At 42.7% G+C, this 15,360-nt stretch carries 13 protein-coding genes; 4 read left to right on the top strand and 9 right to left on the bottom strand.

The features are described from left to right. Positions 1-76: 76 nt before the first annotated feature. On the bottom strand, positions 77-523 hold the full coding sequence (locus U5K72_00305; protein MDZ7717249.1) for a Dabb family protein: 447 nt from the start codon (positions 521-523) through the stop codon (positions 77-79). 171 nt (positions 524-694) lie between these two features. After that, positions 695-2,923 carry a glycoside hydrolase family 3 N-terminal domain-containing protein gene (locus U5K72_00300; GenBank protein ID MDZ7717248.1) on the bottom strand — a complete coding sequence of 743 codons (2,229 nt, stop codon included), beginning with the start codon at positions 2,921-2,923 and terminating at the stop codon, positions 695-697. A 161-nt stretch (positions 2,924-3,084) separates the two neighbouring features. On the opposite strand from U5K72_00300, the gene U5K72_00295 reads away from it, so the two are divergent. Beyond that, the gene (locus tag U5K72_00295; protein ID MDZ7717247.1) at positions 3,085-3,942 is read left to right on the top strand and encodes an alpha/beta fold hydrolase; all 858 of its coding nucleotides are present in this window, start codon (positions 3,085-3,087) and stop codon (positions 3,940-3,942) included. 191 nt (positions 3,943-4,133) lie between these two features. Here U5K72_00295 and surE read toward each other — a convergent pair whose 3' ends face one another. The 7 genes from surE to U5K72_00260 all read right to left on the bottom strand — a co-directional run bounded on the left by surE (position 4,134) and on the right by U5K72_00260 (position 9,532). Then, positions 4,134-4,898, bottom strand: a complete 765-nt coding sequence (gene surE / locus U5K72_00290) for a 5'/3'-nucleotidase SurE (protein MDZ7717246.1) — start codon at positions 4,896-4,898, stop codon at positions 4,134-4,136. 255 nt (positions 4,899-5,153) lie between these two features. Further along, entirely contained in the window at positions 5,154-5,981 is an 828-nt protein-coding gene (gene panB / locus U5K72_00285) for a 3-methyl-2-oxobutanoate hydroxymethyltransferase (protein ID MDZ7717245.1), read from the bottom strand. Then, positions 5,978-6,415 carry a 3-hydroxyacyl-ACP dehydratase FabZ gene (gene fabZ / locus U5K72_00280; protein MDZ7717244.1) on the bottom strand — a complete coding sequence of 146 codons (438 nt, stop codon included), beginning with the start codon at positions 6,413-6,415 and terminating at the stop codon, positions 5,978-5,980. Before fabZ ends, panB begins: the two co-directional genes overlap by 4 nt. Before the next feature lie 164 nt (positions 6,416-6,579). Then, a complete protein-coding gene (ubiE, locus tag U5K72_00275) occupies positions 6,580-7,275 on the bottom strand; it encodes a bifunctional demethylmenaquinone methyltransferase/2-methoxy-6-polyprenyl-1,4-benzoquinol methylase UbiE (protein MDZ7717243.1) in 696 nt (231 codons plus the stop codon). 5 nt (positions 7,276-7,280) lie between these two features. Then, positions 7,281-7,910 carry a histidine phosphatase family protein gene (locus tag U5K72_00270; protein MDZ7717242.1) on the bottom strand — a complete coding sequence of 210 codons (630 nt, stop codon included), beginning with the start codon at positions 7,908-7,910 and terminating at the stop codon, positions 7,281-7,283. Beyond that, on the bottom strand, positions 7,910-8,545 hold the full coding sequence (locus U5K72_00265) for a hypothetical protein (protein MDZ7717241.1): 636 nt from the start codon (positions 8,543-8,545) through the stop codon (positions 7,910-7,912). Before U5K72_00265 ends, U5K72_00270 begins: the two co-directional genes overlap by 1 nt. A gap of 288 nt (positions 8,546-8,833) precedes the next feature. Next, positions 8,834-9,532 (bottom strand): ComF family protein, encoded by a 699-nt coding sequence (locus U5K72_00260; protein ID MDZ7717240.1) that lies wholly within the window; start codon positions 9,530-9,532, stop codon positions 8,834-8,836. A 122-nt stretch (positions 9,533-9,654) separates the two neighbouring features. On the opposite strand from U5K72_00260, the gene U5K72_00255 reads away from it, so the two are divergent. The 3 genes from U5K72_00255 (at position 9,655) to U5K72_00245 (ending at position 15,358) form a co-directional block, all read left to right on the top strand. After that, positions 9,655-10,860: a helix-turn-helix domain-containing protein gene (locus U5K72_00255; protein ID MDZ7717239.1), complete on the top strand. Its 1,206-nt coding sequence runs from the start codon at positions 9,655-9,657 to the stop codon at positions 10,858-10,860. 12 nt (positions 10,861-10,872) lie between these two features. Next, complete coding sequence (gene ligA / locus U5K72_00250) at positions 10,873-12,873, top strand: NAD-dependent DNA ligase LigA (GenBank protein MDZ7717238.1); 2,001 nt, start codon at positions 10,873-10,875, stop codon at positions 12,871-12,873. A gap of 121 nt (positions 12,874-12,994) precedes the next feature. Continuing rightward, the gene (locus tag U5K72_00245) at positions 12,995-15,358 is read left to right on the top strand and encodes an HDIG domain-containing protein (GenBank protein ID MDZ7717237.1); all 2,364 of its coding nucleotides are present in this window, start codon (positions 12,995-12,997) and stop codon (positions 15,356-15,358) included. The last annotated feature ends 2 nt before the right edge of the window (positions 15,359-15,360 follow it).

Genomic DNA, 15,360 nt, shown 5'->3' with positions numbered 1-15,360 from the left:
TGTCAGGATTTCTCTCGACAGGCTTTTTTTATTTGCTATACAAAAGTACGCATCCTAATATTTCCGATCTTTCATTCTACTCAATAATGTTGGAATCGTACACCTTCACATCAGCCCAAAGATTTTGATATTTGTCGATAAACTCCATGTGATCGGGATGCTCGGCATATACTTCGTAATCTTCCATCGTTTCAAACCAGACAAAGATCGAGTAGCCAAAGGAATGATCGGTTACATCGCGCTCCGGCGTTCCGGCCGGGACACCCGTCTCAGACTTGTAGATCTCTTCGATAGAGAGCAGTGCCTTAAGTCCCTCTTCAAATTGTTCCCGTTCTTCTTCCGTTACATCTTCATTCAGATAAAAATAAACCGTGTGTTGCAGCATTCCGATTGAGTTTTCTGTAGTTGAGGTTGATGATGTTTCAGTTGAATCTTCTGTGTTCATAGAAGATTCCTGGCTTTGCTGACATCCAGCAGCCAAAAATATAAGAGCCATTGTAATAGCAAAAAGTGTCTGTTTCATATTTCTGAATTTATTTACTGTTCGTTTGTTAACGACATCAATATACAGATTGATTGTTGATTTCTCTATCTGATCAGTTGTTATCGATTTTGTTTTAAATGTGATATTTATCCAATCAATAAAAAGAGCTGAAGAAAACAGCCCTCAGCTCTTTCATGAAATTCCGATTGTCTATTTTTGATAGGTAACTGTTTGTTCTAAGTCATCAACTTGAATTTTAAACTCTCCTTTTTCGGTAATCCACTGATGTTCTTTCCCGATAAATGCCAGATCATCTGCCGTAATTGAAAAACTGACCGTTTGAGTTTCACCGGGTTCTAAATCAACCTTTTCAAATCCCCGGAGTCGTTTCACAGGTGGTGTGATACTTGCCACCAGATCACTCACGTAGAGCTGAACCACATCCTTTCCGGCCCGCTCTCCTGAATTTGTGATATCCACAGAGATCTCAAGCTCATCATTTGGCCCAAAGGCAGAACTGCTCACACTCAGGTTACTGTAATCAAAAGTGGTATAGCTTAATCCGGTGCCAAATTCCCACTCCGGATTGAATCCCAAAGGTCCTACTTCATCGGTGTAGTTATGATCGTACGGCACAAGATCGTTCGAATCGCTGGGGTAAGTAAACGGCAGATGTCCGCTTGGGTTTTGATCTCCAAATAGAATATCAGAAACAGCTCTGCCGCCTTCGTGCGCCGGCAGATATGCCATCAGAACTCCATCAGCCTCTGGAACAATATCGTTGATAATTCGCGGTCGACCCTCAACCAAAACCAACACAACCGGCGTTTCGGTAGCCGCTACCTGTTTAACGAGTTCTCGTTGTGCTTCAGGTAGGTGCATATCAGAAAGATCGCCGGGGGTCTCCGTGTAGCTTTTTTCCCCAATTGCAATCACAGCAACATCTGAGTTCTGTGCGGCTTGAACAGCAGCGTCAATATCAATTGCTTCATGGATGGATGTTCCCTCAACATAATTCACATTCCCTTCGCCGATCTCATCCCGAATGGCATCCAGAATTGTCTTCTTGCCGGGAGTATCGTACTGCGGATCATCACCCTGCCAGGTTCGGCTCCATCCGCCATTCAGATAGATTAATGAATTTGCTGTCGGCCCTGTTACCAAAACATTGCTGTTTTTATCCAATGGCAGAATATCGTTCTCATTTTTCAGAAGTGTAATGGACTCAACTGCGGTTTGATAACTCGCCTCTGCATGTTCATCCGAAGCAAACTTTGAGTAGTCCACATCGGGATGATATGGCTGATCAAATAATCCAAGCAGAAATTTTACTCTTAAAATTCTGCGAACCGATTCATTGATCCGGCTCATCGGTACTTCGCCCTCTTCTACCAGTTCTTTCAACAATCGCGGAAATTCAAGGTCCAGCGGTACCATACTCATATCCACCCCGGCATTAATCGCCACTTTTATCGACTCTTTGTAATCTTTTGTGATTTTATGCCGGTCGTGCAGGTAAATAATATCTGCCCAGTCACTCACGGCAATTCCTTTAAACCCGAGTTCATCGCGAAGCAGATCGGTTAAAATCTCTTCATTTGCGTGAACCGGAATTCCATTAATCTCACCCGAGTTGATCATAACCGTGTGTGCACCGGCATCAAATGCGGCTTCGAATGTCGGCAATACGTGTTCGCGAAGTTGAATTTCAGGAATCCAGGCTACCGTCCGGTCATGACCCGAGGCGGGTAAACTGTAGCCCAGAAAATGTTTGGCAGTCGCTGCCACCCGATAGGGATTACTTACATCTTCTCCCTGGAAACCTTTCACCATAGCTACTCCCATTTCTGATGCAAGATGTACATCTTCCCCAAATGTCTCCCAAAATCGCGGCCATTCGGGGTTTCTCCCGATATCAAGAACCGGTGAAAAATTCCAGGGAATCCAGGAGGCTCGCGTTTCATAGGCAGAAATTCGTGATCCTTCCTGAATTAAATCTGTATTCCAGGTTGCGGCCATCCCGATCTGCTGCGGAAAAAGTGTTGAGCCCATCGTGTAATTTGCCCCGTGGATCGAATCAATGCCATAAATCACGGGAATGCCGGTCGGTTTTTCATTAACGGCCATTTCCTGGATTTGCCGAATCACACTGTGCCATTCATCCAGTGTATAAGCGTGTCCCGCCACATTCAGAATAGAACCAACTCTGTGATTCAGCAATACATTTCGAAGATTTTCTTCATTCAAATTCTCCGGTTCACCGCCTGGAGTTGATACCATATCGATTGCAAGCTGCGTCATCTCCCCTACCTTGTCGGTAAGCGTCATAGTTTGCATCACAGAATCCACCTTTTGGGCGATCTGTTCTTCTGTCAACTGAGCGAAACTGTTAAAAACAGTTGCCCCGAGAAATAGAATTGTTAGCAGTAGTTTTTTCATAACTGTAATTTTTTTGATGAGTATGTGCAGAATTTTATATCGTAGCTTATTATTAAAATATAGAAATCAAATGAGAACCAATTAAAAGAAATTCCCGGATCTCAATCTTGATAGAAATGAATCCTACTTTTCAATTCTAAAACATTTTATCTTAAATCTATATGAAGTGGATTGAGCCAAAAAAATATCTGAAAAAATTAGAACTGTCTGAGTTCCCTCAACCGGATATTATCCAGTTAAAATACCCGGTTTTATTATGCCACGGTTACGGCGGATTTTCAACTCTCCTCTCTCCTGCTCCCATGCATAAACCCTGTTTGAGGCTTCGAAGCCTTGGAATTCATGCGTTTGCACCGAATATTGTTCCTTACGGAACTATCTCCATCAGAGCCGAACAATGGGTGCGAATTATTGACATACTTCAGGAAAAGTATGGATATAAGAAGCTGAATGTGGTTGCACACAGTATGGGCGGACTGGATATGCGATATGCTATTGCAAAACTTGGAGTTGATGATTCTGTTGCATCCCTGACAACAATCGCCACTCCTCACCGGGGAACAAGCCTGGCAGAACTTGTGCTCAAATCTCCGGATACCATCCGGGATAAACTGGCTGAATTTGTGGATTGGTTTGGTGAGAGTATCTACCCCACCACAAAAAGTGATGCTGTAGCCGCCGTTCAGCAGTTAACACGAGACTATGTTATCAATGAGTTCAATCCCACGATTCTTGACAAAGATGGAATCGAATATTTCTCGTATAGTGCAGCAGTTGGTAAAGGCACAGAAGAGCCGCTTCATCCAATTTACCGGCTTCAAAATCAGCTTATCTTTCAAAACGAAGGTATTAATGATTCATTTGTAACGGATGAAAGTGCAAAGTGGGGAACGCACATAGAAACACTGCCCATCAGCCATTTGGAACAGATTGAGATCCAGGTCAAAGAAGATCGAAAACCGCTGGTTGAAAAGTTTTGGCTTGATCTGGCCGAGAACCTCAAAGAGAATGGGTTATAAGTTTTTTCGGCAATTGCTAAATTTCAAGATTGCCTGCTTCTCCGATGAAGCTAATCAATAAGAAGCGGAGCTTCCAATGGGATGTCCCGCAGCAGAGCTACGGAACAAGTAAAAGTAACACCCCTCTCGATTTTTCAAGAACGATTGAAAAATCTTTTCTCCTCTGAATGGGAGAATTTCATGTCGTAAGTCTATAGCTCAATATCTCTCAAGTCATCCAACAAAGAGTAGGCGGTTAAATCGTATTGGATGGGTGTAAGTGAGGCATAACCTTTTTCAAGGGCGGAGATGTCGTTGTTTTCGTCTTCGTCCAGGAGTTGGAACTTGCCGGTCATCCAATAATAGGAACGGTTGTGAGGATCGATTCTCCCCTCGAACTCCTCCACATACCGGCTGTTGGCCTGCCGGACCCATTTGATCCCTTTAAGCGGACCTGAGGGGGCATTCAGATTCAATGTTACTCCTCTGGGCAGCCCGTGATTCAACACATAGCCAATTACTTTTCGTGCAGCGTCTTTAGCACCGTTCAGATCGGCATCTTCCTCAAAATCGGTGCAGGATATGGCGATGGACGGATATCCCAAAATAGTGCCTTCCGTAGCAGCACTAACAGTGCCTGAATAGAGTATGTTAATACCCGCGTTACTGCCGTGGTTGATTCCGCTCACCACCAAATCCGGTTTCCTCTTTAGAAGCTGGTTATGAGCCAGTTTTACCGAATCAGCCGGAGTTCCTGAAACCGCCTGGCCGTTGAACCTGTCATCTATTCGAAAAGAACGGGCCCGAAGCGGTGTGGAGATCGTAATAGAATGCCCCACAGCACTTTGCTGTCGATCGGGTGCAATAATCTCTACATCACCAAACTCATCTGCAACTTCCGCAAGAGCTTTAATGCCTTTCGAAAAGATGCCGTCGTCGTTGCAAACTAAAATCAACGGTTTTTGGTACTCACTCATAATGTCCTGACTAAATTGGGGTATTTATCAAAAAAATGGGAAGTAAAAGTAGGAATAATTGAGTTGGGGATACAGTGCTATTTATCCCTTATGTGCTGCCAAAAAATTATTTTCTGTACTGGTTTGCTCGTTGCGAAGCTCCTCCTTCCTTCGCAACGGCACGGACTGAAGCTCCGCTTCCTTTCAACCTTCAAAATAGAATAGAAATAGAATCATTTTATTTGTCTGATCACCCTCCTTCTAAGGGTATTCTTTTTAACTATATTGCTCATCCTCGTTGGGAAAATCACCGCTTTTGATGTCCTGGATGTAGTGAGTTACCGCCTCTGTCATTTTGCTGTGAAGATCTTCGTAACGGCGGAGGAAACGTGGTGAGAAATCTTTATTGAGGCCTAACATATCATGCAAAACAAGTACCTGACCGTCGCATTGATGGCCGGCACCAATACCAATAGTAGGTACTGAAACGGATTCGGTTACTTTTTTAGCCAGATCAGCGGGAATTTTTTCCAGAACAATCGAAAAGACGCCGGCTTCTTCAAGAGCTTTGGCATCCTCAAGCAGCTGTGCAGCCTCCTCTTCTTCTTTCGCCCGGACTTTATATGTACCAAATTTATAGATGCTTTGAGGTGTCAGCCCCAGATGTCCCATCACGGGAATTCCGGCATCCACAATTCTCCGTACTGTAGAACAGATCGATTTGCCGCCTTCCAGTTTTACTGCATGCGCGCCTGCTTCTTTCATCATTCGTCCTGCACTTATCAGGGCTTCTTTGGCAGTAACCTGGTAACTCATAAATGGAAGATCTGCAATCACCAGAGCACGTTCAACACCGCGTACCACGCATGATGTATGATAGATCATCTGTTCCAGTGTCATCGGCACGGTAGTATCATGCCCGGCCATCACATTACTTGCGGAATCACCCACCAAAATCACTTCGATACCTGCTGAATCAATGATTCCGGCCATTGTATAATCGTAGGCGGTAAGCATGCTGATCTTTTCCCCGTTCCGCTTCATTTCTACAACGGTCTGGGTGGTAATCTTTTCAGGTTGTGTTGATTTGTTTTGTGTACTCATACTTTATCCCGTGGAACAATTGCCGCTGATGCAACCAATTCACAAACCTTATTTCCATCAACAGTCGCCGTTCCCTCCATCGTTGCAAAATTTCGGCGCATATTGGTCAATATTACTTCCATCTCTAACTGATCCCCCGGAACCACTTGTTTTCTAAATTTTGCATTTTGAATACCAGTAAATACAATCAGTGATTTATCCGGATCATCAACTTTATTTTTCAACATCAGAATACAGCCGCTTTGGGCCATCGCCTCTACTTGCAGTACAGCAGGCATAATTGGCGTACCCGGAAAATGGCCGTTAAAAAACTCTTCATTCACTGTTACGTTCTTGATTGTGCGAATCCGTTCTTCTTCAAGTTCTAAAACTCTGTCAACGAGCAAAAATGGGTAGCGGTGAGGTAAATATTTTCTGATTTCTTCAATATCCATGAAATAGTACGTTTGATGATTAAAAAAATTCCGGTCTTTCTTTTTTTGATACTTTTAGGCAGCAAAGAATCTCAAAGCTGATGTAAGATGTTGGTTTTCCATGAAATAAGAAACCTGAACATCAGTCAAACTGAAAAACCTGATTTCAGCAGGAATTGAATATACTAATTCTCTTTCACCGTACCCACATATATGTAAGATATTCCGCCTGTTAGTTTTACAGCTCTCTGATTGCTGAAAACATCCGCCTCTTTCATCAGGCTGAGAAATTTTTCACCCGCGGGAAATTGCGCACTGGTTTCCGGCAGATAGGTGTATGCTTCACGATTTCCGCTAATGAATCCACCGATGGCCGGCATGATATGTTTGCTGTATATTTCATAGGGAATTTTTACTGCTCCTTTCGGCTGACCAAACTCCAACACTACAACCTTTCCGCCCGGTTTTACAACCCGTGCCATCTCTTTCAGGGATACAAGCGGATCATCTACATTTCGAATTCCAAATGCAATACTGGCGATATCAAATGTATCATCCTCGTATGGCAGGTCCATCGCATCGGCCACTTCAAAGGCTACCACAAGATTCTCCTTGTCGGCTTTGCCCGGAGCGTGTTCAATCATCTCCTCGCAAAAATCGGTACCAACAACTTCTCCTTCGTGCCCAACAGCTTTTTTGAACTCAATAGCCAGATCGCCCGTTCCGGTTGCGCAGTCCAATACTTTATCGCCTGGTTTTGCTCCACTTTCCAAAACTGTTTTCTTTCTCCATGCATTATGCACTCCAAATGAAAGAATACTGTTGATGCGGTCATAATCGTCCGCAATATCAGCGAACATGTTTTTTACTTTTTCACTCATAATCGTTAATCCGTTGTCAACATTTTTAGATGATCTGTCTTATTCAGGTAAACAGGTTCAAACGAACCATTATTTAAGACCAGGTGATTCACTGCACCGTTTCCGTGTTCCACTTTATGCATATTTTTGAGCCCGTAACCCAGCCACTCCGACAACAAAACCCGTATTAAACGCCCGTGAACAAACAGCATAACCGTTTGGGAATCAGCTTCGTTAATATACGATCTTGCAGCTTCATCAGCTCTTTCAAACACCTCTTTGGGAGATTCTCCTCCCGGGATTTTCAGGGAAACATCTCCGCTTTTCCATCCATTTTGCAGATCATTCAACTCTTTCGAGATCTCATTCATGTAAACTCCTTCAAAGTCCCCGAAATCCATCTCATCCAAATCTTTGTTTTTCTGAACGGTAAGATCTGTCTTTTCCTCATAAAAAGAAGCTGTTTGCCATGCCCGTGTTAAACTACTGCTGATGATTGATGTAGCTTCATACGTAGCCAGGTACTCAGAGAGATATTTCGCCTGGGATTTTCCCAATTCATTCAGCGGTGCATCAATCCCGCGGCCCTGCAACAGTCCTTTCCGGTTGTAATCCGTTTCACCATGACGGGCTATAAATAGATGAACTTGACTCATTACTTCTTTTTTCTGTTGAACTTTAAAACTGCATCCTGAACATGCCGGTCTAACTTTTCAACTTCTTTTGGCGGCATATTTTGATAGATGGAATACCTAATTAGAACCATTTTTAAAACTCTGTCATTCAGCGGTAATTTCTCATCTGATATTTTATCCTGAAGCTTGTCCCATCCCCTTCGAAGTAATCCAACTTTAAACAGGAAAAAGAAAATAATTCCAAGGACAACTGCCGTATACATTCCACTCATTCCCATGTAACTCAGTACAAGAGCTGCCAAAAGAAGCTGGAAGAAATCCATATTAAAAAACGACAGAATGGGTGTCATCACAATATTTACAAAAGCACTTTTTTTGTGATACCAAAACACATGGAATCCCAATGCTATACCCGCAGCTATCCATGGATTAATAAGAAACGCCAAAATGAAGTATAGAATCAAAGCGAGTGAATCGGCACTGTCTATCCACGTGACCGCTTTTTTGATAAGAGCCTCAAAATCATATTTATCCAGTAGTCCCGGAACATAATCCTCAATCGTTTCGCGGGTAGCATGAAACCAATGACCGCCGGATGTAACCGTGGAAACGGATGTTTCAAGAATATTTTGTGAGTGAGAACGCTTAGAATTCATAGGATGAAAAGATAGGCTCTATTCGACTAAAATGATACCGAGGGAATGGGCGGAAACGTATCACCAATCTCGCATTCCACGTGCACGCTTCTGAGATTCTCAAGAATTTCTGAGATTCTCTGAGGCTGTCCAAAAAGGATGTGAGAGAAATCAATATTCTCATTTTTGTCATACCGGACCCCGATCCGGTATCTCCAAACAAAGTTAAAGAGTGGAGATTCTGTCCCAAGGACTCCTTTGGAGAATCGAGTTCAGAATGACATCCTCTTTGGACAGCCCCTCACTCATTCACGCCCTTGCCACAGTTAATATTATGGATGGTTTCTTATTCACTTTATACAGTGTTTTTGCTAACTCAAACGTGGTAGCACCGGTTGTAAAAACATCATCTATAATAATACACTGCCGATTTCTGAAAGAGTTCGAATCCGTAACTTGAAAAGCATTTTTTAAATTTCTTGAACGCTCTTCCAATGTTAACCCCGTTTGGGTCTGGGTCTTTCTTATCCGTTTAACCGTCCCTTTTTTGATGATTGCCCACCCGGTGGATCTTCTCACACCCTCTGCCAACGCTCTCGCCTGATTGTAACCTCTTTTTCTGCGTTTTTTAAAGTAGAGAGGAACAGGAATTATTACAGGATCAATTTGATCCATCCGTTTTAACTCCTTTCCAGGCTGAAGTTGCAAAAAATCTTTACCCAATAAACTTCCAAGCTCAACCCCCACTCCCCTCATAAAATGATATTTAAGCTTGTGCAACAGATCCTGCAGATATCCGCCCTTATCAAAAAACCACATATTATGTACGTATAATACAGATTGTGGCAGTATATTCTTCTCAGCCGCCCCGGCACTTTCAAATCTTTCCAGGCGACAGAGGGAACAAATAGAGTTTTCATCACTCTTTGTAGAGGAGCCACAACACACACAAGTGGGTGGAAAAACAACTTCAGCGTATGATTTACAGATTTTTTTAATTATCTCCATATCTGTATGAACCTAAAACTTGAAAACCCTTACATTCTTTTAATCTTTTTGTGTTTTAGCTCTTTATGAATGCATAACAATTCATTAGATTTATTAAAAACAATTTACAAATAATTGCTTGTATGCCGGCCTTAGGTAAAGACCTCTCTAAAATTCGTTCTCATCTCGGCTTATCCATCCAGGATGTTCAGCATGACACAAAAATCCCTGTTTCAACACTTAAAAACATAGAAAATGGTTCGATTTTCGATCACCCCGAAGAAAATCAAACGTATGTAAGAAGTTTTGTTCGAAGTTACGGGCGGGCGTTGAAGATTGATGACGATGTGATGATTAAAGCGCTCGACCAAAATGAAACGGGAAATTACAATAATCTACTGCTTGAGGAATATCCCGAATTAAAGGATAGTACCAGTCAGCAGGAGCCTGAAACAGAAACGGAGACATCCCCTCTATCAGAAGAAGACGACCAGGCTGAAACAGCCGAGCAGCAACTTTTTGATGAGGAGAAACCGAAACCGGAAAATGATGCCGGTGAAAGCGAAATTAAACATATTGATATATCGGATGAAGACTCTGATGAGGCATCACAAAAAGAACCTAAAACCGGAGAAAAATCCCCTACACCAGATAAAGTAAGACAAAAAACGAGCAGCACTGAAAAATCAGTTAAAAGTGTAGACTGGGCAGATGTTGGCAGAAAGTTTAACCAAGAGAAGAAGCAAACTCCCGTTTGGCTAATTGGGCTGATTATTATTTTGATTATCGCAGCTTTTGCAGGGTATTTTCTCTATCAAAACGGATTTTTTTCTCTCAATGGATTAACGGAAAGTGATCAACAGGAACAGGTTTCATCTGCAAATGAAGCATCTCAAAGCAACTTATCGCTTGATCTGTCTGATTCTCTTGCTTCAACCGAAGCAACAAACGCAGTACAACAATTGATGACATCACCGGAACCTGCTTCAGAACTTGGTGATATACTTGAATTGACCGTATATGCTGCCTACGACGGCTTAGGACCCGTTCGCGTTTGGAGCGACCTGAAACCCAGGATGGATCCCTATTGGCTGGAACAGGGTACTGCAATGCAATTTGAATTCAGAGATACAATACGGATTCGAGGCTCTTATTCCGATCTTCTTCTTCTGAAAGATGGACACCTTGTGGAAAATGCTGCACAGGAATTTCTACAGCAGGAGGAAGAATACATTCAACTTACTCGTGATTTTTTTGCTTCCGACCCAAAATGGACAACAACCGTTGAGTATCAACTGCCTGAAGGTGTACCGCCGCCTGATTCACTCGCTGATCGCCCCACCTTTTAAACTGTTTTAAGCATGAATAAAGCATCTGCAAAAAAACGTGCAGAAGAGTTACGGGATCTTCTTCATCGTGCTAACCGGGCTTACTACGAAGAGGCCCGCCCCTTCATCAGCGACCGCGAATTCGATGAAGCTCTGGAGGAGCTCGAAAAGCTGGAACAGGAATATAATCTTGTTACCGAAGACTCCCCCACCCAGCGGGTTGGCGGAGAGCCATCCAGTGATTTCCCTACAGTTGAGCATCCCACACAAATGCTGAGCCTCGATAATACCTACAATGAAGAGGAGTTGCGGGACTTCGACAGACGTGTAAAAGATATATTGGGACATGAGGAATTTACCTATGCCTGCGAACTGAAATTTGACGGAGCCTCCATCCGCCTGCGATATGAAAATGGTGATTTGGTTCTTGGCGCTACCAGGGGGGATGGCGAACGGGGCGATGATATCACACAAAATATTAAAACTATACAGGATATACCTCTGTCTGTACAGGGTGATACACCTGCTGTTCTCGAAATTCGCGGTGAAGCCTACATGGAAAAAGAAGCATTCGTTCGAATGAATCAGAAGCGTGATGAGGAGGGGCTACAACCCTTTGCAAATCCAAGAAATTCTACAGCGGGTTCTCTCAAAATGCAGGATTCAAGAGAAGTAGCCAGGCGACCCATTAAATTTTTTGCGTTTGATCTGTTGATGGAATCCCCCGATACAGAACGAACACATAAAGAGAAGATGGAGCTATTAAAAAGCTTTGGATTTGAAGTGTGTGAATATTTTGAGGTCCGCCAGTCAATTGATGATGTTTTTGAATTGATCGATCACTGGGGAGAACTCCGCCACAACCTGCCCTATGAAACAGATGGAGTGGTTTTTAAAATAAATGAAGAAAAATATTACGAAGAGCTTGGCACTACATCAAAATTTCCGCGCTGGGCTATAGCTTATAAATTTGAGGCTGAACAGGCTACCACAGTACTTGAATCAATAACATTGCAGGTGGGACGGTTGGGTAAAATTACCCCGGTAGCGGAACTGCAGCCGGTACTCCTGGCCGGAACAACTGTAAAGCGGGCATCGCTTCATAACGAAGATGAAATTCAACGAAAAGATATTCGTCCCGGCGACACCGTAATTGTTGAAAAAGCCGGTGAAATTATTCCACAGGTAGTTAGCGTGGTAAATCCGGATGCAGAAGACAGAAACGAGCGCTTTACAATGCCGGATAATTGTCCTGCATGTGGAGAGGAGTTGGTAAAACTGGATGATGAAGTAGCCTGGAGATGTATAAACCCACAGTGTCCTCCTCAAGTTCGTGAACGCGTTACACATTTTGCATCACGTGATGCAATGGATATTGATGGACTTGGCGAAGCGGTCGTTGAACTTTTGATCGATCAAAATTTAATTTCAACCTATGCCGACCTTTACAATCTCACAAAAGAACAGATTGTTCCATTAGAGCGGATGGGTAAAAAAAGTGCCCAAAACCTGGTGGATGCGATCCGGAAAAGTAAAGAGCAATCATTAGATCGGCTGATTTACGCACTCGGAATTCGATTTGTTGGCAAAACTGTGGCACGGGACCTGGCAAATCATTTTCAGTCGTTGGACGCGTTAATGAGTTCAGACCTTGAAACTATGACAGAGATCAACTCTATTGGCCCGAAAATTGCTGAATCCGTAGTAGCATTTTTTGATAAAGAAAAAAATCGTGATTTGATTGAGCAGTTAAAAGAAGCAGGCCTGTCGATGGAACAGGAGCAGACGACATTGCTCTCAAAAGAACTGGATGGTAAAAAAATTGTGTTAACAGGTTCATTGCCAACATATACACGAAAGGAAGCTAAAGAATTAATTGAAAAGCATGGGGGCTCCACTACATCTTCTGTAAGTAATAATACGGATTTTGTTCTCGCCGGCGACTCACCGGGCAGTAAACTTAAAAAAGCTCAAGATCTCGGAATAGAGATTTTAGATGAAGATCAATTCAAAAAATTAATCGGAGAAGAATAACCTCAACGACCTTCAATAGATTTATAACCCTTCGGGGTCTCTTTTAATAATCACAAACCCTTCTTATACTTTTATTTCTTCCATAGCGTATTTGACCGCGTGGAAACTTAACTGAATTCTCATGAGTATTCTCAAAAAACTCGGACTCGGGCAAAAGAAGCAAGAAGCAGCTCCAAATATCGGTGTTAATAAAATTAAAGAACAAAAAGAGTCTGCAGAGAGAAAAAACAGGTATCTGCGGGCTTTAATTGTTGTCTGCTTTCTACTTGTTATTCTCATTACATTGCCAAGATCTGCATTTCAAAGCGTTTCAAACTATTCCGTAGGCGAACCCTGGAGATCGGAAGATTTAACGGCTCCTTTCACATTTGCCATTCAGAAAACAGCCGAAGAACTTGAACAGGAACGACAGCAGATACGCCGCCAAACAGCGCCCATTTTTCATGTAGAGCCTGATGCCCGCGAGGATGTACATGCAGCGATCGATTCTCTCTACCGCAATCTCCAACCCGTTCTTGACAGCTACGTGCAGTGGATGCAATCAAAACAACAAGAGAATTCGAGTGCCAACGACAGTATTCGGTACATGCAGGAACGGGAGTTTTCAAATGTTGAACTTGATTCCTCCTCCTGGAGAACCATTCTTGAAAATTATTCAGCGGTAACTCTTAACAATCAGCCCGAACAACGATCTGTTATCGCCCAGATCAGAAACCAGGTTCAAAATATTGCGAATTCTGTTTTGTCAGACGGCATTATTAACCGGAGTAAAGAGAACCTGGAGAGTGATGAAATTACTATTCGGAATTTACAGGATCGAACTGAACGTACCGTCAGTGTTGAAACTGTGAGAGACCTACCGGAAGTAAGAGAATACTCGCGCCGGCACTTTAACAGAATTTTTATACCGGAGGTTGCACAAGCTTCATTTCAGATATTCAATCAGGTGATAAAACCCAACTGGATCTATAGTGAGGCCGCAACGGAAGCGTTACTCGCTGAGAAGCGCTCCAACATATCACCTACAAAGGGAGCTGTGGACCAGGGGCAAATTATCATACGAAACGGGGATATCATCACACCGGAAACTGCAAATATATTGAGAAGCCTCGCTGAGGCACGTGCACAAACAGCCTCCACTCTGGAGCGATGGCTGCGATATCTTGGTGAGTCTATTGTAATTACAATGGCCACGCTGATGTTTCTCTTTTACATCTTTCTCTACCGAAGAAATATTTTTAGCCAACCCTCCATGTTGTTACTGGTTTTTCTAATAATGGGCATCGTAACACTGGCCAGTGCTCTTATTTATCCAATTGAAGTTGTTAACAGCTACATAATACCCATTTCTGTAGCCCCGATTATTCTGACTATTATTTTTGATTCCCGGGTTGGGCTTATGGCAACCATTACCCTTGCAATTATCACAGGATTAATACATGACAATAATTTTGAATACCTGGTTGCCACTACTGCCGCATGTACATTAGGTGTATTCTCTGTCCGCGATATTAAAAAGCGTTCACAGTTTTTCTTTATTACTCCCGGTATCGTTTTTGTCACTTATCTAATCATAATTTCAGGGTTTGCGCTTACACGCCTCAGCGGGTGGGAAAATTTTTGGCCCACTCTGCTGTTTATAGGTATCAACTCAGTGTTTATCCTTTTCACGTACCCATTAATTCTTCTGTTTGAGAAATTGTTTAAAATCACTACAGATTTTACCCTCCTTGAGCTGGCAGATACCAATCTACCTCTCATGAAAGAACTGATGGGGAAAGCACCGGGTACGTTTCATCACAGCCTGCAAGTAGCCAACCTGGCAGATTCGGCCGCATCAGAAATTCATGCTAATGCCCTTGAATGCAGGGTTGGTGCTATGTACCACGATATCGGCAAAATGGTAAAACCGGGTTATTTTATTGAAAATCAGAATAAGATAAACGAGCATGAGAAATTGAAACCGCGCATGAGTACAATTGTGATAAAAGCTCATGTTAGCGAGGGAGTGAAAATTGCGGAAGAACACAACCTACCCAAGGTAATTGTTGAATTTATTAAAACGCATCACGGAAATTCGCTCATTAAATATTTTCATAAAAAAGCATCTGACGAAGAAGAAAACGTACAGGATGAAGATTTTCGATATGACGGCCCCATTCCCTATACCAGAGAACAGGGTATTTTATTACTGGCTGACAGCGTAGAGGCCGCGTGCCGATCTTTGAAAGAACCTACATATAATAAACTCGAAAATATGATTACAAAGGTTGTTGATGATCATATTAACGACGGCCAGCTAAACAACTGTCCACTCACATTTAAGCAGATTCAGATCATAAAAGATTCTTTCCTGGGCATTCTGAAAGGCGTCTATCATTCCAGAATTGAATACCCCGATGATAAGGAAGACAAGAAATCGGAGAAATTGCCAAAAAATAATCCTGAAAATCAGCCCGAACCTTCAGAAACTTCTGACTCCTGACG

This window comes from Balneolaceae bacterium, assembly GCA_034521495.1.
In the GTDB taxonomy this organism is placed as follows: Bacteria; Bacteroidota; Rhodothermia; order Balneolales; family Balneolaceae; genus Rhodohalobacter.
The sequence above is the reverse complement of the archived record's forward strand: the minus strand, read 5'-3'. Positions and strand labels throughout refer to the sequence as shown.

Coding starts and splice junctions, on each gene's coding strand:
- U5K72_00305 (MDZ7717249.1), bottom strand. CDS start 523: ATGAAACAGACACTTTTTGCTATTACAATGGCTCTTATATTTTTGGCT.
- U5K72_00300 (MDZ7717248.1), bottom strand. CDS start 2,923: ATGAAAAAACTACTGCTAACAATTCTATTTCTCGGGGCAACTGTTTTT.
- U5K72_00295 (MDZ7717247.1), top strand. CDS start 3,085: ATGAAGTGGATTGAGCCAAAAAAATATCTGAAAAAATTAGAACTGTCT.
- surE (MDZ7717246.1), bottom strand. CDS start 4,898: ATGAGTGAGTACCAAAAACCGTTGATTTTAGTTTGCAACGACGACGGC.
- panB (MDZ7717245.1), bottom strand. CDS start 5,981: ATGAGTACACAAAACAAATCAACACAACCTGAAAAGATTACCACCCAG.
- fabZ (MDZ7717244.1), bottom strand. CDS start 6,415: ATGGATATTGAAGAAATCAGAAAATATTTACCTCACCGCTACCCATTT.
- ubiE (MDZ7717243.1), bottom strand. CDS start 7,275: ATGAGTGAAAAAGTAAAAAACATGTTCGCTGATATTGCGGACGATTAT.
- U5K72_00270 (MDZ7717242.1), bottom strand. CDS start 7,910: ATGAGTCAAGTTCATCTATTTATAGCCCGTCATGGTGAAACGGATTAC.
- U5K72_00265 (MDZ7717241.1), bottom strand. CDS start 8,545: ATGAATTCTAAGCGTTCTCACTCACAAAATATTCTTGAAACATCCGTT.
- U5K72_00260 (MDZ7717240.1), bottom strand. CDS start 9,532: ATGGAGATAATTAAAAAAATCTGTAAATCATACGCTGAAGTTGTTTTT.
- U5K72_00255 (MDZ7717239.1), top strand. CDS start 9,655: ATGCCGGCCTTAGGTAAAGACCTCTCTAAAATTCGTTCTCATCTCGGC.
- ligA (MDZ7717238.1), top strand. CDS start 10,873: ATGAATAAAGCATCTGCAAAAAAACGTGCAGAAGAGTTACGGGATCTT.
- U5K72_00245 (MDZ7717237.1), top strand. CDS start 12,995: ATGAGTATTCTCAAAAAACTCGGACTCGGGCAAAAGAAGCAAGAAGCA.